Annotated in this window: 14 protein-coding genes; 12 read left to right on the top strand and 2 right to left on the bottom strand. The window is 34.2% G+C overall.

The genetic code is table 11. The features are described from left to right. Window positions 1–76 precede the first annotated feature (76 nt). From C8N41_RS09050 to C8N41_RS09085, 8 genes are read left to right on the top strand one after another with little or no spacing between them, the layout of a single operon-like run. On the top strand, window positions 77–3,823 hold the full coding sequence (locus tag C8N41_RS09050) for an efflux RND transporter permease subunit (protein WP_115839037.1): 3,747 nt from the start codon (window positions 77–79) through the stop codon (window positions 3,821–3,823). Continuing rightward, window positions 3,820–5,055 (top strand): TolC family protein, encoded by a 1,236-nt coding sequence (locus C8N41_RS09055; RefSeq protein ID WP_115839038.1) that lies wholly within the window; start codon window positions 3,820–3,822, stop codon window positions 5,053–5,055. Before C8N41_RS09050 ends, C8N41_RS09055 begins: the two co-directional genes overlap by 4 nt. Before the next feature lie 3 nt (window positions 5,056–5,058). Continuing rightward, window positions 5,059–7,332 carry a multicopper oxidase domain-containing protein gene (locus tag C8N41_RS09060; protein ID WP_036122979.1) on the top strand — a complete coding sequence of 758 codons (2,274 nt, stop codon included), beginning with the start codon at window positions 5,059–5,061 and terminating at the stop codon, window positions 7,330–7,332. 14 nt (window positions 7,333–7,346) lie between these two features. Further along, window positions 7,347–9,842, top strand: coding sequence for a heavy metal translocating P-type ATPase (locus C8N41_RS09065; RefSeq protein WP_115839039.1), 2,496 nt, complete (start codon window positions 7,347–7,349; stop codon window positions 9,840–9,842). A gap of 4 nt (window positions 9,843–9,846) precedes the next feature. Then, entirely contained in the window at window positions 9,847–10,638 is a 792-nt protein-coding gene (locus tag C8N41_RS09070) for a cation transporter (protein WP_027879802.1), read from the top strand. A gap of 26 nt (window positions 10,639–10,664) precedes the next feature. Beyond that, complete coding sequence (locus tag C8N41_RS09075; protein ID WP_106678902.1) at window positions 10,665–11,150, top strand: DUF305 domain-containing protein; 486 nt, start codon at window positions 10,665–10,667, stop codon at window positions 11,148–11,150. Next, complete coding sequence (locus C8N41_RS09080) at window positions 11,137–12,915, top strand: efflux RND transporter periplasmic adaptor subunit (RefSeq protein ID WP_115839040.1); 1,779 nt, start codon at window positions 11,137–11,139, stop codon at window positions 12,913–12,915. The genes C8N41_RS09075 and C8N41_RS09080 overlap by 14 nt, the downstream gene beginning before the upstream one ends. Before the next feature lie 32 nt (window positions 12,916–12,947). Further along, window positions 12,948–13,442: a heavy-metal-associated domain-containing protein gene (locus C8N41_RS09085; protein ID WP_115839041.1), complete on the top strand. Its 495-nt coding sequence runs from the start codon at window positions 12,948–12,950 to the stop codon at window positions 13,440–13,442. A 777-nt stretch (window positions 13,443–14,219) separates the two neighbouring features. Here the strand turns inward: C8N41_RS09085 and C8N41_RS09090 are convergent. Beyond that, a complete protein-coding gene (locus tag C8N41_RS09090) occupies window positions 14,220–14,969 on the bottom strand; it encodes a hypothetical protein (protein ID WP_115839042.1) in 750 nt (249 codons plus the stop codon). Window positions 14,970–15,178: 209 nt separating this feature from the next. Between C8N41_RS09090 and C8N41_RS09095 the strand changes: the two genes are divergently transcribed. Then, complete coding sequence (locus C8N41_RS09095) at window positions 15,179–15,367, top strand: hypothetical protein (RefSeq protein ID WP_115839043.1); 189 nt, start codon at window positions 15,179–15,181, stop codon at window positions 15,365–15,367. A 173-nt stretch (window positions 15,368–15,540) separates the two neighbouring features. Here C8N41_RS09095 and C8N41_RS09100 read toward each other — a convergent pair whose 3' ends face one another. Further along, window positions 15,541–15,927, bottom strand: a complete 387-nt coding sequence (locus C8N41_RS09100) for a hypothetical protein (protein WP_115839044.1) — start codon at window positions 15,925–15,927, stop codon at window positions 15,541–15,543. A 144-nt stretch (window positions 15,928–16,071) separates the two neighbouring features. On the opposite strand from C8N41_RS09100, the gene C8N41_RS09105 reads away from it, so the two are divergent. From C8N41_RS09105 to C8N41_RS09115, 3 genes are all read left to right on the top strand, one after another. Beyond that, window positions 16,072–17,577, top strand: coding sequence for a sensor histidine kinase (locus C8N41_RS09105; protein WP_115839045.1), 1,506 nt, complete (start codon window positions 16,072–16,074; stop codon window positions 17,575–17,577). Continuing rightward, window positions 17,574–18,632, top strand: a complete 1,059-nt coding sequence (locus C8N41_RS09110) for a response regulator (protein WP_092443677.1) — start codon at window positions 17,574–17,576, stop codon at window positions 18,630–18,632. The genes C8N41_RS09105 and C8N41_RS09110 overlap by 4 nt, the downstream gene beginning before the upstream one ends. A gap of 143 nt (window positions 18,633–18,775) precedes the next feature. Next, the gene (locus C8N41_RS09115; RefSeq protein ID WP_092443675.1) at window positions 18,776–19,615 is read left to right on the top strand and encodes a universal stress protein; all 840 of its coding nucleotides are present in this window, start codon (window positions 18,776–18,778) and stop codon (window positions 19,613–19,615) included. Window positions 19,616–19,620 lie beyond the last annotated feature (5 nt).

Here is a 19,620-nt window from a genome sequence, read left to right on the forward strand (position 1 = left end):
CTGCAATGTCGTAAGGATAATTTACTGTATTCGGTGTTTTTACAACACTATTGTCTAATTGTTTAAAATCAATCATATGCTAAATAAAAGCATCAAATTTTTAATAGAAAACAAACTCGTTGCAGTTTTACTACTTGTCCTTTTTATTGGATGGGGAACTGTTAATGCACCTTTTAATTGGGATACAGGATTTTTGCCAAGTAACCCTGTAGCAGTAGATGCTATTCCCGATATAGGTGAAAATCAACAAATCGTATTTACCAAGTGGGATGGTCGTTCCCCACAAGATATAGAAGACCAAATAACCTATCCATTAACCACATCATTATTGGGTATTCCTGGAGTGAAAACCATTCGTAGTTCCTCTATGTTTGGGTTTTCAAGCATCTATATCATTTTTGAAGAGGATATAGAATTTTACTGGAGCAGAAGTCGTATTCTCGAAAAACTTAATTCCTTACCAAGTGGTTTATTACCCGAAGGTGTTAATCCAGCGTTAGGTCCAGATGCCACAGGATTAGGACAAATATTTTGGTACACACTTGAAGGTCGTGATGAGAACGGTAATGTAACAGGTGGTTGGGATTTACACGAATTACGTAGTATTCAAGATTACTATGTTAAATATGCTCTATCTTCTGCAAGTGGTGTTTCAGAGGTTGCTTCTATTGGTGGCTATGTTCAGGAGTATCAAGTGGACGTAAATCCAGAACTAATGCGTCAGTATAATATTGGATTGCATCACGTTGTAAAAGCGGTTAAGGAAAGTAATAAGGATATTGGTGCACAGACTTTGGAAATTAACCAAGCCGAATATTTAGTGCGTGGTTTGGGTTATGTGAAATCCATTTCAGACATCGAAAATGCAGTAGTCACTTCAGAAGATTATACTTCAATTAGGATAAAGGATATTGGTAAAGTTTCATTAGGTCCTGCAACAAGACGTGGTTTATTAGATAAAGAAGGTGCAGAGGTTGTTGGTGCTGTTGTGGTGGCTCGTTATGGCGCAAACCCAATGGAAGTTATCAATAATGTGAAAGAGAAGATTAATGAATTAAGTGCAGGATTACCTTCAAAAGTATTGGCGGATGGTAGAACTTCCCAAGTAACAATAGTCCCATTTTATGACAGAACAGAACTGATACAAGAAACTTTAGGTACACTCAATGAAGCATTGACTTTAGAAATCTTAATTACCATCCTGGTAATTATCATTATGGTATTTAATCTTCGAGCTTCCATACTAATTTCTGGACTTTTACCAGTAGCGGTTTTAATGGTGTTTATTGCGATGAAACTCTTTGGTGTTGATGCTAATATTGTGGCATTATCAGGTATTGCTATTGCTATTGGTACAATGGTCGACGTAGGTGTCATACTATCAGAAAACATTATAAGGCATTTGGATGAAAACGAAAATGTCATTCCGACAGAGCAAGGAACGAGCGACGAGGAATCTCATAAAAAGTTACCCATAAACACAGTAGTCTATAACGCAACAGCTGAAGTGTCTGGTGCAATCGTAACCGCAGTTATGACAACTATTATCAGTTTCATTCCTGTATTTACAATGATTGGAGCGGAAGGAAAACTATTCAGACCATTAGCCTTCACAAAGACTTTTGCATTAACAACTTCTATAATAGTAGCGTTGTTTTTAATTCCACCGTTTGCTGCATTTTTATTCAGAAAGAAAAACATCAAAAACACTTTTAAATATGTTTTAAATGGTGTTTTAATAGCATTGGGAATCGTAGCCATAGTCTATGGATATTGGTTAGGATTAATTTTAATTGCGTTTGGGATTACAGCATTTCTCAATCTTCAAAGTAAGATAACAGACAAGCAAGCTAATCTTATCAATATCATTATTTCGGTATCAGCTATTGTATTCTTGTTAGCCGAATATTGGAGACCATTAGGCGTTGATAAAAGCATTTTTTGGAATCTCATTTTTGTGAGTGTTATTTGCTTTGGTTTATTAGGTGTTTTCTCATTATTTATAAAATACTACACACGTATTTTAAGGTGGTGTTTAGATAATAAGTTATTGTTTTTATCTGTACCAACGGCTATTGTAATTGCAGGTTTTTTCATTATGAAAAATACAGGCAAAGAGTTTATGCCCTCATTAAATGAAGGCTCATTTCTACTAATGCCAACCTCGATGCCTCATTCTGGCGTGGAAGAAAATAAACGTGTTTTACAGCAATTGGATATGGCAGTAGCCAGTATTCCAGAGATTGAAACCGTAGTTGGTAAAGCAGGTAGAACAGAATCAGCGTTAGACCCAGCACCTTTGTCGATGTATGAAAATATCATTCAGTATAAACCAGAATATATGCTGAATGAAAACGGAGTACGCCAACGCTATAAAGTCAATGATGATGGTGAATATGTGTTAAAAAACGGAATGTCATTGCGAGCGGAACAGCGTGAAGCGTGGCAATCTCTTAAAGCAAAAGAACAACTCATTCCAGACGATGATGGCGAGTTCTACCGTAATTGGCGACCAGAAATACAGTCACCGGACGATATTTGGAATGAAATCGTAAAAGTCACGAAATTACCTGGTGTCACTTCTGCACCTAAACTACAACCTATTGAAACCCGATTGGTAATGCTTCAAACAGGAATGAGAGCACCTATGGGAATTAAAGTAAAAGGTCAAGACTTAAAGCAGATTGAAGCGTTTGGTGTGCAATTAGAAAACATCATCAAGGAAGCTGAAGGTGTTAAAAAAGAAGCTGTTTTTGCAGACCGTATTGTTGGTAAACCCTATTTGTTAATTGATATTGATAGAGAGAAAATTGCACGTTATGGCATTTCGATACAAGATGTTCAAGATGTATTAAAAGTAGCAGTTGGTGGTATGGTCTTAACCCAAACGGTAGAAGGTCGAGAGCGATATGGTGTACGAGTACGATACCCAAGAGAATTACGAGCAAACCCAACAGACTTACAACAGATTTATGTGCCAGTTGAAAAAGGAAGTCCTGTGCCTTTAAGCGAATTGGCAACTATAAGTTACGAACAAGGTCCACAGGTCATTAAAAGTGAAGATACCTTTTTAGTTGGCTATGTATTGTTCGATAAACTAGATGGTTTTGCCGAAGTCAATGTAGTTGAAAGCGCACAAGCTCTAATTCAGCAAAAGATAGATAGTGGCGAATTAGTAGTTCCAAAAGGTATTAACTACCAATTTACAGGAACATACGAAAATCAGTTGCGAGCCGAAAAAACCTTGTCGGTTGTTGTGCCTTTAGCATTGGCCATCATTTTCTTAATTCTGTATTTCCAATTCCGTTCTGTAGGTACGTCATTAATGGTATTTACAGGTATTGCAGTAGCATTTGCAGGTGGTTTTATTATGATTTGGTTGTATGGTCAAGGATGGTTTTTAAACTTTAATTTCTTTGGCGAAAATCTACGTGATTTATTCCAAATACACCCGATTAATTTAAGTGTTGCAGTCTGGGTAGGGTTTATTGCACTATTCGGAATTGCAACCGATGATGGTGTAGTTATGGCAACCTATTTAACTCAAACATTCGGTAGAAATACACCGGAAAACAAAAAACAGGTTAGAGCATCAGTTGTTGAAGCTGGTGAAAAACGAATCAGACCGTGTTTAATGACTACAGCTACGACCATTTTAGCATTATTACCAGTATTAACCTCTACAGGTCGAGGAAGCGATATAATGATACCTATGGCAATACCAAGTTTTGGTGGAATGCTTATAGCCTTAATCACTTTGTTTGTTGTACCAGTATTGTATAGCTGGAAAGCAGAAGTTCAACTTAAAAGAACATCAAAATGAAATATAAATCAATACAAATAAAAATCGTCTTGGCTCTTGGCTCTTGTTTCTTGAGTCTTTTTGCGAACGCTCAACAATTAGAAATACTTATCGATGAAGCCTTAACAAACAATCCAGAAATTCAAAAGTTTGAGTTACAATACAAAAGAGCTTCCGAAAAGGTAAACGAGGTCAACACCATTCCTAATACCGAATTTGGTGTTGGTTATTTTGTGAGTGAGCCAGAAACACGAACAGGTGCACAACGCTTTAAGGTCTCTGCTAAACAAATGTTACCTTGGTTTGGAACCATTACATCGAGAGAAAATTATGTGAGTTCATTAGCAGATGCTAAATACGAGGACATCGTTATCGCAAAGCGAAAACTAATGGCTTCGGTATCACAATCCTATTATAATCTATACGCTAACAAAGCAAAGCAAGAGGTTTTAACTGAAAACATCAAACTATTAGAAACTTATGAGACGTTGGCATTAACTTCTGTTGAGGTTGGTAAAGCATCCGCAGTAGATGTGTTGCGATTGCAAATGCGTCAGAACGAAATGCAACAATTAAAAGATGTATTGCAACAACAGTTTTTAGCAGAACAAACTAACTTCAATAATCTATTGAATAGAGATAATGATGTTACCGTGAATGTGGTAGATAGTTTAATGATACCTTCAGAAGACTTTGATATTACTTTTGAAAAATTAGTATTACATCCTGAATTACTAAAATTTGATAAACTCTATCAATCCATAGAGCAATCAGAATTATTGAATCAAAAAGAAAGCAGTCCAATGATTGGTTTTGGATTAGATTATATCAATGTTGCTGAAAGACCAAATATGGATTTTAGCGACAACGGAAAGGATATTGTAATGCCAATGGTTTCGGTATCTATCCCAATTTTCAATAAGAAATATAAATCCCAAACCAAACAAAATGATTTGCAACAGCAGGAAATTACTGCTCAAAAACAGGAACGTTTAAATGCATTGGAAACGCTTTTAGACAAAGCGAATAACGAACGCATTTCTGCAAGAATAAGTTATGCTACCCAAACCAAAAACCTACAGCAAGCCAAAGATGCAGAAGACATTTTAATCAAAAGCTATGAAACAGGAACGATTGATTTTAATGATGTTTTGGATATTCAAGAGTTGCAGCTAAAGTTTCAAATGAACCAAATAGAATCTGTGAAGACCTACTATGTGCAAAGTACAATCATTAATTATTTAATTCAGTAAACAATGAAAACATTTAACACAATATTTCTCTTGTTTCTAACTTCAATGGCATTTGCCCAAGTTGGTACAAATGGTCAAGATAGAAAAGAAGAAGGCCGAAACATACAAGAGTATAACCTTACTATAGAAGAAAATGAAATAACTCTTTCAGGTGTAACCGCCAAAGGAATGACAATTAATGGTGGAATTCCAGGTCCTACATTAGAATTTAATGAAGGTGACCTCGCTATTATTAACGTAACCAATAAAATGGATGAAGAAACCTCTGTACATTGGCACGGTTTAATACTTCCTAATTTTTATGATGGTGTACCTTATTTAACTACGCCACCTATAAAACCAAACACTACATTTCAATATAGAATACCTATAAACCAATCTGGCACATATTGGTATCATTCCCACACGATGTTGCAAGAGCAAAAAGGAGTTTATGGCTCAATAGTCATTCATCCTAAAGAAAAGACCTTGGACTATGATAAGGATTTAGTCGTAGTCCTTTCAGATTGGACAAATGAAAAACCAATAAATGTACTGCGAAACCTTAAACGAGGAAATGAGTGGTATCAGGTTAAAAAAGGAACAGCGGTACCATTAAGCAGAGTTATAAAAGAAGATGCATTAGGCGCACAATTCAAATTTTGGCGCGATAGAATGGAAGGTGCAGATATTGCAGATATCTACTATCCTGCGTTTTTAGCCAATGGTAAAAAAGTTGCAGAATATCCAGAGTTTAAAGCAGGTGAAAAAGTACGACTACGTTTTATTAATGCATCTGCTTCATCTTATTATTGGCTGGATTTTGGTGGTGGTAACCCGATGATTGTAGCGAGTGATGGTGTGGATGTAACACCAAAATATAAAAACCGATTTCTTTTTGCAATTGCCGAAACCTATGATGTGATTGTAACCATTCCAGAAGGCACATTGGAAATTACCGCAACAGCACAAGATGGTTCTGGTAATATGTCCATTCGTTTAGGTAGCGGAAAACTGTATCCAGCAACAGTTATAGACAGACCAGATAAAGTAGCTATGATGAAGCAAATGGCAAAAATGGATATGAAGATGGGTGCACCTGCTTTAGTAGGAAATAAAAACAGTAACACACCAGAAGTCCTAATGCAGAAATATGGGATGAAGATGAATATGGATATGAAAGATGGACAGATGGAGAATGAAATGAATATGGAAATGAAAAAGGATGTGATGCCAATGAATCATAAGATGATGCAAAAGGACACCACTTCATTTAATTATGACACACGTAAAACCTATTTCAATTATGATTTTTTAAAGGCAAAAGAAAACACGACTTATAAGGCAGACATACCTGTAACCGACCTTTTACTTAATCTAACAGGTAATATGCAACGTTATGTTTGGAGTTTGAATGGCATACCACTTTCGGAAACAGACAAAATTAAAATTAAAGGTGGAGAGGTTACTAGAATTACTTTGAATAACCTAACAATGATGCATCATCCAATGCACTTACACGGACATTACTTTAGGGTCATCAATGAAAATGGCGAACGTTCCCCATTAAAACATACCGTCAATGTACCACCTATGCAAAAAGTGGTCATCGAATTTTATAACGAAGAATATGGTGATTGGTTCTTTCATTGTCACGTGTTATATCATATGATGGGTGGTATGGCAAGAGTATTTAGCTATGATACACCACGCGATGAAAGGATGAAACCTTATCCAGTTCAAAAACTAATTGATGAAACTGACCATTATTACTCTTGGGGAGCTGCACGTGTAGGTTCAAACTTTAATGAACTTTTATTGATGTCAAGCAACATTCGTAACGAATTTGGACTACGTGCCGAGTTTGATTATAACCAAAATGCCGAGATAGAAGTAAATTATAACAGATATCTCAATGATTGGGTACGTGTGTATGCAGGTGTAAATACTGAAACTTCTACACCAAATTCTTATGATACATTTAATACTGTAGGATTAGTTGGAGTTAAATATTTCACGCCTTACAGATTTAATGTGGATGTGAGTATGGACCATCAACTGCGCCCAAGAATACGTTTGGACAGAGAACTATTGATTTTTCCTAGAATTTTTCTCGAAGGAGAATACGAGTATAGAGCGGATTTTGGATGGGTCAATGATTTAGAAAACAACAATTCTTATGAAGGTGAAACTCAATGGTTAATTGGAGCATCGTACATCTTATCTCGAAATTTTTCAATTCAAGGGAATTATAACAACCGATATGGTTGGGGTGGTGGACTTTCAATTAGATTTTAAATAAAATTATAACAATGAAACACACATATCACATACACGGAATGACTTGCAACGGTTGTCGCAGTCACGTTGAGGAAACGCTCTCTAAAGTAGGAGGTGTTTCAAAAGCAACAGTCGATTTAGATAAGGCAGAAGCTAACATAGAAATGGAATCACATATTCCCATAGAAACATTTCAAGAAGCCTTAAAAAAAGATGGTGGTACATATAGCATTCATAAACAAGGTGAACACCATCAGCATTCAGAAGCTAAAAAGGAAAAGCAACCTAAAGGTACAGGCACATTTTATTGTCCTATGCATTGCGAAGGCGATAAAACTTATGATAAACCAGGCGATTGTCCTGTTTGCGGAATGGATTTGGTGGAAGAACAAAATCTATCAGCAACTTCAAAGGAACAATGGACGTGTCCGATGCATCCAGAAATTGTCAAAGACGAAGCAGGTTCGTGTCCTATTTGTGGGATGGATTTAGTGCCAATGGAAGCAGATAGTTCAGCAGAAGAAAAAACGTATAAAAAGCTATTAAAGAAATTTTGGATTGCCACAGCATTTACCTTGCCCATTTTCTTAATGGCTATGAGCGAAATGCTCAATAACAATCCGTTGTACGATATAATGGAACAGAAATATTGGAATTGGATTCAGTTTGCTTTATCCATTCCAGTTGTATTTTATGCGACTTGGATGTTTTTTGAGCGTGCCTATAAAAGCATTAAGACTTGGAATCTCAATATGTTTACACTTATTGGGATTGGTGCAGGTGTGGCGTGGTCGTTTAGTGTTTTTGGTATGTTCTTTCCAGACGTATTTCCAAGTCAATTTAAAACAGAATCAGGTGCAGTTCACGTCTATTTTGAAGCAGCAACTGTGATTTTAACGTTAGTGCTTTTAGGTCAATTGTTAGAAGCTCGTGCACATAGTAAAACCAATTCGGCAGTAAAAGAACTGTTGAAATTAGCACCTAATAAAGCCATAAAAATAGTAGATGGTGAAGAAGTTGAAGTCAGTATTGACGAGATAGAACTTAATGATATTCTAAAAGTGAAACCAGGAGATAAAATTCCTGTGGATGGTGTGATAACTGAAGGCGAAACAACTATTGATGAATCTATGATTACAGGCGAACCTATTCCTGTAAACAAATCTCAAGAAGATAAAGTAAGTAGCGGAACCATTAATGGGAATCAATCCTTTTTAATGAAAGCAGAAAAGGTAGGAAGTGACACTTTATTATCACAAATCATTCATATGGTTAATGATGCCAGTAGAAGTCGTGCACCTATTCAAAATTTAGCAGATAAAGTTTCAGGCTATTTTGTGCCAGTTGTAGTTCTTATTTCTATTATCACATTTATTGTATGGTCTATTTGGGGACCAGAACCAGTTTATGTGTATGCGTTTGTCAATGCAATTGCAGTACTAATCATTGCTTGTCCTTGTGCTTTAGGTTTAGCAACACCAATGTCTGTAATGGTTGGTGTGGGTAAAGGTGCTCAAAATGGTGTATTGATTAAAAATGCTGAAGCTCTTGAAAAAATGGATAAGGTAAATACGCTTATCGTTGACAAGACAGGAACAATTACCGAAGGAAAACCAACAGTTGAAACCGTTGGAGCTTTTAATGATGCTTTAAACAAAAATGAGCTACTTCAATACATCGTTTCATTAAATACCAATAGTGAACATCCTTTGGCAGAAGCGACAGTTAAATATGGCAAAGAACACAACACAGAAATTTTAAAGTCCGAAGATTTTAGTGCAGTCACAGGAAAAGGTGTTGAAGCGACAATAAAAGATAAAAAAGTAACATTAGGTAATCCTAAAATGATGGAATATGCTAAAGCAGATGTTACATCGACAATGAAAGACGAAGCTAAATCTTACCAAAAACAGGGTAAAACAGTTTCTTATTTGTCAATAGATGAAACCGTCGTTGGATATGTAGTTATAGGCGATAAGATAAAAGAAACAAGTGCTAAAGCCATTAAAGCACTTCAAGATAAAGGGATTGATGTTATAATGCTTACAGGTGATAATCACGATACAGCACAAGCAGTAGCATCAGAACTAAATCTTGCAGATTTTAAAGCCAGTATGTTACCAGAGGACAAACTCAAAGAAGTAGAAAAATTACAAGAAAACGGAAAAGTAGTTGCTATGGCAGGTGATGGTATTAACGATGCACCAGCATTGGCTAAAAGTGATGTCGGTATTGCTATGGGAACTGGAACAGACGTAGCGATAGAAAGTGCTATGATAACACTCGTAAAAGGCGATTTACACGGTATTGTAAAAGCAAAAAATTTAAGTAATGCTGTAATGAAGAACATTAAGCAAAACCTATTTTTTGCACTTATCTACAACACTTTAGGTGTGCCTATTGCAGCAGGTGTGTTGTTTCCATTCTTCGGAATACTACTCTCGCCAATGATAGCAGCTTTAGCAATGAGTTTTAGTTCGGTTTCGGTAATAGGTAACGCATTACGATTAAGAACAAAAAACATTTAATTATATGCAGAAAACAGTTTTCAAAATATCAAAAATGGATTGTCCTTCTGAAGAAAATCTAATTAAGATGAAGCTATCTGATATAGATGGTATCAAACAACTTGATTTTAATTTAGAAGAAAGAATCTTAACACTATATCATAATTCAAATGTAAATGAAATTGGTAATGCCTTAAATGAATTAAAATTAAATGAAAGTTTAATCAGTTCAGAAGATACAGACACAATTATTACTGAATCTACAAGGAGTCAATCCAAACTGTTGTGGACAGTTCTAATCATCAATTTTGCATTTTTTATTATCGAAATGAGTACAGGACTTATTTCAAAATCAATGGGATTAGTTGCTGATAGTTTAGATATGTTGGCAGATTCATTTGTTTACGGATTGAGTTTAATAGCGGTTGGTGGTACAGTTTTAAAAAAGAAACGGATTGCAAAATATGCAGGCTATTTTCAGATAACACTTGCAATTATCGGAATCGTTGAGGTAATACGTAGATTTTTAGGCTATGAAGCTTTACCTGTATTTTCAACAATGATTATAGTTTCAGTATTTGCTTTGATTGCAAATGGCATTTGCTTGTACCTCTTACAAAAATCTAAAAGTCAAGAAGCACATATGCGTGCCAGTATGATTTTTACCTCTAACGATATTATAATAAATCTTGGCGTAATTACAGCAGGCGTTTTAGTCAATTGGCTGCATTCTGGTATTCCAGATTTAATTATAGGAATCATTGTATTTGGATTGGTGATACAAGGTGCATTCAGGATATTAAAATTAAGTAAGTAAAAAGTTTAACTATAAAATCAAAAAATATGGAAAATTCAAAAGAACACTCAAACAAAGGAAATTACAAAACCTTCTTTATAATGTTGGCTTGCTCATTTGTAGCAATGTACATCACAATGTATTTAAACACCTATTCCATAGACCACGTATGGTTTAGTCTAACACGATTCTATATGACGTGTTTAGGGATTTCAACAATGGCAGTAATAATGTGGTTTTTTATGCGAAAAATGTATAATGATAGAAAGAAAAACATAGCAATTCTTGCAGGTAGTTTTATTCTGTTTATAGGGGCTTTGGGGTTAGTAAGAGCACAATCACCAATAATTGGTGATGTCCTTTGGATGAAAGCAATGATACCGCATCATTCTATCGCTATTTTAACAAGTGAAAGAGCAGATATAAAAGACCCAGAAGTAAAAAAACTGGCAGAAGATATTATTGAAGCACAACGCAAGGAAATAGAAGAAATGAAAGCAATGATAAAACGATTAGAAAATGAAAACAAATAAAATATTAATCTATTTAGGATTATTAGCAGTTGGTCTATTATTGGGTTGGTTGCTTTTCGGTGGTTCATCAAAAGAAGAAGCAGACCATAATCACAATGAAGTTGAACAAACCAATCAAATGTGGACTTGCTCTATGCATCCACAAATTATGCAGCCTGAACCAGGCGATTGTCCTATTTGTGGGATGGACTTAATTCCTGCCGAAAGTGGAGCAGATGGTTTAACAGCAGATCAGTTTAAATTAACCACTAATGCTATGGCTTTAGCAAACATTCAAACCACGGTGGTTGGTAATGGTTTAGTAGAAAATGGAATCATAAAACTTTCAGGAAAAATTGCCGAAAACGAAGAAGCCAATGCAGTACAGGTAAGTTATTTCGCTGGAAGAATTGAACGTTTGAATGTGAGTTTTACAGGCGAAGAAGTTCGTAAAGGTCAATTATTGGCAACCATTTATTCGCCAGAACTCTATGCAGCACAACAAGAATTAATCACAGCAGCTTCTTTAAAAGAATCTCAACCTGCTTTATACAAAGCAGTCCGTAATAAATTGAAATTATGGAAACTCTCTGAAAATCAAATCAACCAGATTGAAGAAACAGGAAAAGTAAAAGAAAACTTTCCTGTTTATGCAACCGTTTCGGGTACTGTTACAGAAAAATTGGTAGAGCAAGGCGATTACATCAAACAAGGACAACCCTTATTAAAAATTGCCAATCTCAACACAGTTTGGGGAAACTTTGATGTGTATGAAAATCAGATTGACCGCTTTAAAAAAGGACAGGAAGTGATGATAACAACCAATGCTTATCCTAATAAAGAGTTTAAAGGTAAAGTAGATTTCATTGACCCAGTTTTAAACACGAAAACAAGAACTGTAACCTTACGTGTTGTTTTAAGCAATAAGGACGATGTATTTAAACCAGGAATGTTTGTAACCGCAAATATTGAAGGCAGTACAGCTAATAATGATGACCTATTAACAATTCCTTCATCTTCTGTGTTATGGACAGGTGAACGTTCTGTGGTGTACCTTAAAACAAATCCAGACCAACCTATTTTTGAAATGCGTGAAATTAAATTAGGCAATCAAATTGGTAATGAATATGAAGTTGTAGAAGGATTATTTGTTGGAAATGAAATAGTGACTAACGGTACATTTACGGTTGATGCAGCAGCACAATTACAAGGGAAAAAGTCTATGATGAATAAAGATGGTGGTAAAGTAATGACTGGACACGAAGGTCATTTAGGTATGGATAACAATGCATCTAACAAAGAAAGTGACCACACTAATATGAATGAGCGTTTGGAAGTATCAGCGAAATTTCAAGAGCAGTTAAAAGCTGTTTTCAATGCGTATATCAATTTAAAAGATGCTTTAGTAAAAGAAGATTCAAAAAGTACTTCAACAAGCACAAAAACTTTATTAAATGAATTGAACAAAGTAGATATGAAATTGTTGTCAGATAATAAGGCGCATAACCATTGGATGTCATTAGAAGGCGAAATAAAATCTTCTGCAACTTCAATTTCTGAAACGTCCGATATAAAATCACAAAGAGACCATTTTAAACATTTATCATCACATCTAATCAATGCTGTACAACTATTTGGTATCAATGAAAAGGTCTATGTAGAATTTTGTCCAATGGCAGATAACAATAATGGTGCTTATTGGTTAAGCAAAGAAGAAAAAGTAATCAATCCATATTTTGGCGAAGCAATGCTAACCTGTGGTGAAGTAAAACAAGTAATAGAATAATAAATCAAGTAATAACAATTAAATTTTAAACAATGAATTTTTCAAAGAAAAATCACGAACACAAAAACAAAAATGTAATCGACGTGAGTAAAAAAGTAATTTTAAGTGTAGCTGTAATAGCAGCATTAGGTTTAACAAGTTGTAAAAACGAAACCAAAAAAGAAACAGAAACCACAACTACTGAAATGTCTAAAGATATGGCAATGACAGACCTGTCTTTTGGTGTAAGAGGAAATTGCGGAATGTGTAAAAACACTATCGAAAAAGCAGCTAACGGTGTTGAAGGTGTAGCAAGTGCTAATTGGGATGTCGATAAGAAGAAGATTGATGTGTCTTTTGATGATACAAAAACCGATGCAATGGCAATCCATAAAGCAATCGCAGCTTCAGGATATGATACCGAAAAAGTAGCAGGTGATGAAGAAGCATATGATGGTTTACCAGGTTGTTGTAAATACGACCACGAAATGATGATGAATCAATCTGGTGAAGAAAAAAGTGATGACCATTCAAATCACGACCATTAAGCAATAATGAAAGAGTCTTTTTCGGAAGGCTCTTTTTTATTCCCCACAACCCAAAACCCAGTTTTTTCGTACCTCAAAATCCTCTGTCTTTTGTGTTGTTCCGCTCACCTAACAAGTTTAGCGTTTTTTTGTCTTTAAGGTAATAGCATATTACAGCTTTGGTTTTCATAAAATCAAACCAAACTGCAATAAGCTATTCTGTTATTATTTTCTCATAAAACCCTAAACTCACCCAAGCTATGTTACATAATACAAGTTATAGTAGCAAAAATCCTTTCAAGGGTTTGCTAACGCAGTATTCTTATATTTTCGTAGCTATAACTGGTATTATGTAAAATATCCGCTTATCCCACGCTCACATTGGAACTTCAAAGAAAATGACGTTATCTCATTCAACTGCACAAAATCATCGTTAAGTCCAAGTATTCCTTACCTCAAATCTTTGTTTGCTTTATTTCGTTAACTTTCATTTTAGGAAAAGTAAGATGAGGTAATAAAATAAAAAAGAAAGCAAATATAGGTAGCTTCCATCAGCCAACGCTCAATACTGTAAAGGTCAAGCCCTACGGGTTTTGAATAAAACTTTTTTATGAAGCACTCGTAAAAGGTTTCAAGATTTTAGAGTAAAAAACTTTTACCCAAAAACCTTGACAGCATCATCCACGCTACCTTTAACATTGGCTGTCTTTTTTCTTTTCTTCAAAAAAATTATGGCAAAAGAAAAAGCCCTACAATAAAAATTATAGGACTCTTTCAGCTTCAAAGGTCAGAATGAAACTATGCTACTTCTACGATATTTAAAACGTTATATGCGCCATTTTTAAGCGGATACTGAATACCGTTAATCTCTTGGAAGAACTCTACCAATAAAACGAATATATCGTTTCCTGTGCCTGTTGGAACACCTGCAGGCGTTAGTGTTTGCGTTGCAGACGTTGAATCAATCGGAATATTCACAGTTGGACTGTATTCGATTGAATTATCTGTAGTATCAAAGTCAACTTTTAGAAATGCTGAACTTAAACTTACGTGTGTTGCGCCACTTGGATAGGCAATATCATTTGCAGGTGTTAAATTTGGAATCGTAATTTCACCAGTTGCACCATCTACAGTAAACGGAGCGAATAAAACAGCACTTAAAATGGCTCTATTATTGAAATCCAAGCCTTTTAATGTGGCTTTACCTTCTGGTGTTGCTAATCCTGTAGCTACATTTCTTTGTCCTCTTACAGAGGTTGTATCAAAGTTTTTAATTTGTGTCATTTTTTGAGTAACACGACTTGAAACTCGATTGTCTTTTGCTCTAATCATTAAGTTTCTAACTGATGTTCTCAATAGCTTACCAGATGATGCAGAACTTCCAAATTCTGAACCGTTTTCACGAGTACGTTCAAACGCTGGGTCATTTTGAATACGCTCTTTAGAAACACCGCCTTTAGTTTTTACTAAATAACCCTCTTTTGCTTTGTAAAAAGTTAGATTGTCTAACGTTCCTTCTAACTTAATAATACCTTTTAATTTTGCCATAACTAATACATTTTTTGATGATGAATATCAAATATACGAGCTATTGATTGTCAATGTATTAGAGTGCTTCCATAGTGTTTATAAGTTGCCAAAACTTCCGATTTAGTTAGTTTTTTCAATGGGATATTAGTCGTATATTGTATATAAGTGCTTTATAGCAACGGTATAGATAAAGTATAGTTAGAGTATTAATTTTAAATTTAAAGTGAATGAGTAGAATCTGTATTTACCCTAAAGACGTGCAAGTGGTAACAGGAAAGAGTGAGCGTTATGGCAGAACAATAATCAAGAAGATTAAAGAACGCCTAAACAAAGAAGCTCATCAATTAGTTACTATCGATGAATTTTGCGACTTTATGGGCTTTGAAATCAGTAAAGTACAAGGATTAATCAAGTAAATTCCTTATCTTTACTACAAGGTATAAAGGTGACCTATTAGGTGACCCAACAATGGTACAGGACTGAAACAGTAATAAATAAAGGCACTACGAAAGAGGTTCACTTACCTCTTTCTCCGCATAATGAAACCTATAGCGAAAGTTATAGGTTTTTTTGCTTTATAAAGGTCGTTTTAAGATTGTTCTTTTTTTAATTCTATATTAAGTTTGGCGAGTGCTATAAGTTCCGATTTATTTTGTTTGGCATAGCTATTGGCAATGGCTGCTGCCGTATTTATAATTTTAGAATTTAAAGTATTATTAAATAAGGTTTGGTGTGTGCTTCTAAAATCAATAAATCGCTGAAAACTGTCTTCTGGATTAGTACTTTTAATATGCTGTAATTGTATAAAAGTTTCTAAAATGTAATTGGTGGCTTCATTTGATGCTAACCAGTCAGATTCAATAATAGCTTTAAGTGTGTTTATTTCTTCATCTTTAATAACGTTATCTATTGCTGCAATAGCATAAAAAAGATGTCCTAGACTTTTATAAAATTCTATGTGGGTTTTTTGGTTCAATAGGTCTTGTTTTAGTATATAAATATAAGGTGTTTTAGATCTAGTTTTTATGATAAAAATCAGGTGATAAGGTGCTTTAATAACTTTAGATTTCCATTATTAATATTTATATTAGTCGCATTCAAAAAAATAATATTTACCACTATGTTTCAACAAGATCAAGATGTTTTTAATGTGCTTTTAGATTCTATTTCTGAGGGTGTTGTCATAGTAGATGAGCATCAGAAGATTGTTGAAGTAAATAAAGCGGGTGAAATTATGTTTGGCTATGAGGAAGATGAACTCTCTAATCAGCCGCTAAATGTTTTAATTCCTCAAAACTATCGTGCTAATCATGGAGCGCACTTTAAAGGTTTTGTAAAAGAACACGAACAGCGAAGCATGGGGCATGGTCGCGATATCTATGGTGCTAAAAAAAATGGTAGCGTTTTTCCTATTGAAGCGAGTTTAAATCCTTTTGCTTTTAAAGGTCAAAATTATATCATGGCATTGGTTATTGATATTACTGAGCGAAAAAAATTAGAACAAGAGAAAAATCATTTAGCTAAAATATTTCTAGAATCACTCAATGAAATTTATGTGTTTGATGCCAAAACCTTAAAATTTATTAATGTAAATGAAGGTGCAAAAAAGAATATAGGTTATAGTTTAGAAGAACTGAAAACAATGACGCCTTTAGATATAAAGCCTAATTATAGCGAAGCAGATTTTAGAAAAGAAATCGAAGCGCTTAATGACGTTGCTATTGAAAAAATAGAATTTGAAGCTTTACATCAACGAAAATCTGGTAGTACCTATCCTGTTAGTGTGCATTTGCAACGTTCTAAGTTAGGAGATAGAGATGTCTATGTTGCTATTATACTCGATATCACAGAACAGAAAAGTTATACTGAAAGACTAGAGAAAACAGTGGCTATAAGAACTGATGAATTAAAAACTGCTCTAGCTGCAGAAAAAGAACTTAACGATTTAAAAACGAAATTTTTATCTATGGTGTCTCATGAGTTTAAAACACCATTAAGCGGTATTCTAACATCTTCTATGTTGTTGGGTAAATATAAATTAACCGAGCAACAAGATAAGCGAGAAAAACATATCGCAACGATTACCGATAAAGTACAATATCTCAATGTTATTTTAAACGATTTTCTTTCGGTAGAAAAGCTTGAGAAAGGAAAAGTTAATTATAAGTTCTCTAACTTTAAAATTAGTAAGGTTTTGAATGAGGTCATCTATAATGCTAATATGGTACTTAAGGATGGACAACATATTAACTACCCAGAAAATATCGACGATTTGTCACTGTATCAAGATGAAAAAATTGTAGAATTAGCCTTATCTAATTTAATTTATAATGCCATTAAATATTCATCAGAAAACACCATTATAGATATTAAAATTTCTCAAAACAAGGATACCACGCTTTTTATAATTAAAGATAATGGTATTGGTATACCAAAAAAAGATCAAAAAAACATATTCCAACGCTATTTTAGAGCCGAGAATGCACTTTTAATGCAAGGTACTGGTATTGGATTAAATATCGTAAAGGACCATTTAGAGAATTTAAATGGTAGCATTTCATTTACAAGTGTTGAGCAAAAAGGCTCTACGTTTACAATTGAACTACCAAACAAAGCAGAACAATGAAAAAAGTATTATTAATAGAAGACGATACTGTATTAAGAGAAAATACAGCCGAATTATTAGAACTTTCAAATTATGAAGTGTTAACAGCCGTAAATGGAGAAGTTGGTCTCAGCATGGCAAAACAACATATGCCAGACATTATTGTCTGCGATATTATGATGCCTGTTCTCGATGGTTACGGTGTTATAGAAGGCTTATCGAAACATAGTGACACTAAGTTTATTCCTTTTATTTTTCTATCAGCTAAAACTGAGCGTCAAGATGTGAGGAAAGGTATGGAATTAGGTGCTGATGACTATATCACTAAACCTTTTACCGAGGACGAAATTGTAAATGCTATTGAAAGTCGTATAGCAAAAGTAGCATTGTTAAAAGAGGAGCAAGAGGCCTACCAAAATGAAGCATTAACGGCTTCTAATGAAGATGAATTAAGAACCTTAAGTGACTTAAAAAATTTTTTTGACGATAATGGTAAAATTTTTAATCTTGCTAAAAATGAGATTATATACAAAGAAGGTCATAACTCTAACTATATTTATTTAATTCTCCGAGGAGTAGTTAAATGTTATAAGTTTGATGACAACGGAAAGGAATTGACTACTGCGCTGCATTCTGAAGATGATCTTTTTGGTTACACTTCCTTTACTCAAAATATTCCTTATCGAGAAACAGCAATTGCCATGAAGGATGTTGAATTGGCTGGTGTTTCAAAAGCGGAATTGACTGATGTTTTAGAAAACAATCATAAACTAACATTAGAAGTCATTCAATTATTAACAGAAGATATTACTGGTATTAAGGATCAATTACTACAGATGGCTTATAGTTCGGTACAACGTAAAACGGCAGCCACCATTTTAAGATTTGCTAAAAAGTTAAATGTAAAACCAGGGGATCCCATTGTAATCTCTAGGAGTGATTTGGCAAGTGTTGCAGGTATTGCTACAGAAACATTGATTAGAACAATGTCCGATTTTAAGAAAAAAAGCCTCATTAAAATGGAAGGTAGAAATGTTAAAATTTTAGACCTTGAAGGATTGCAAGATATCGCATAAATTTCAACGTATTTTTTTTTCAAAATTCCGTTCGCTTTATTTGTCGTAATGATTAAATTAGGTCAAATACGGCCAATATGACCGATATCATATTTTAATACTATTCATCGATTTAGATTTGTATCTACTAAGAAATTTATACGATGAACATTTTATTACCAACAGATTTTTCTGAAAACTCGTGGAATGCTATTTCTTATGCTATTAACTTTTTTGAACCTGTAGCATGTAACTTTTACCTGCTTCATGTCAATAGAGTAGATACTTTTATGGCAGGTGATAGTGGTTACGTGCCAACAGCCGAACAGATTGATGATATATATTTAAAACCTTCAAAGCTTAGGTTAAGAACATTACTTAAAGATATTGGAGAACATCATAAACCAAATAAAAATCATAAGTTTTATACCTTAACAGATTATGGTTTTTTCTTAGAGTCTATTAGAAAATACGTAAATAAGAAAAAAATAGACCTCTTAGTAATGGGTACTAAGGGTGCCTCTGGTCTTAAACAATACATCGTAGGTAGCAATACAGGAGACATTATTACAAAGGTAAAATGTACCACTTTAGTTGTACCCGAAGATGCTAGATATAAGGCGTTAAAAGAAATTGCATTTCCTACAGATTTTAATTTAACTTATGATTTGTTATCGCTTCAGCCATTTACAGATATTTTAAAAACTGTCGACGCGAGTTTGCATGTTATTCATATTCAAAAAGAAGGCGCAAAGCTTAATACTGAACAAATAGAAAATAAAGAGGTATTAAGTGATTATTTTGAAGAATTTAAACCGAGTTTTCATTTTCTAACAAATGGCAAAGTAGAGGATGCTATACAGTGTTTTGTAGAGAGTAGAGATATTAATATGATTGTTATGGTAGCTAAGAACCTCAATTATTTTCAGAGTATATTATTTCATTCTAATGTCGAAAAAATAACATATCACACAGATATACCATTCTTGGTTTTACACGAATAAAATAG

It is taken from the genome of Winogradskyella sediminis (assembly GCF_003387355.1).
Taxonomy (GTDB): Bacteria; Bacteroidota; Bacteroidia; order Flavobacteriales; family Flavobacteriaceae; genus Winogradskyella; species Winogradskyella sediminis.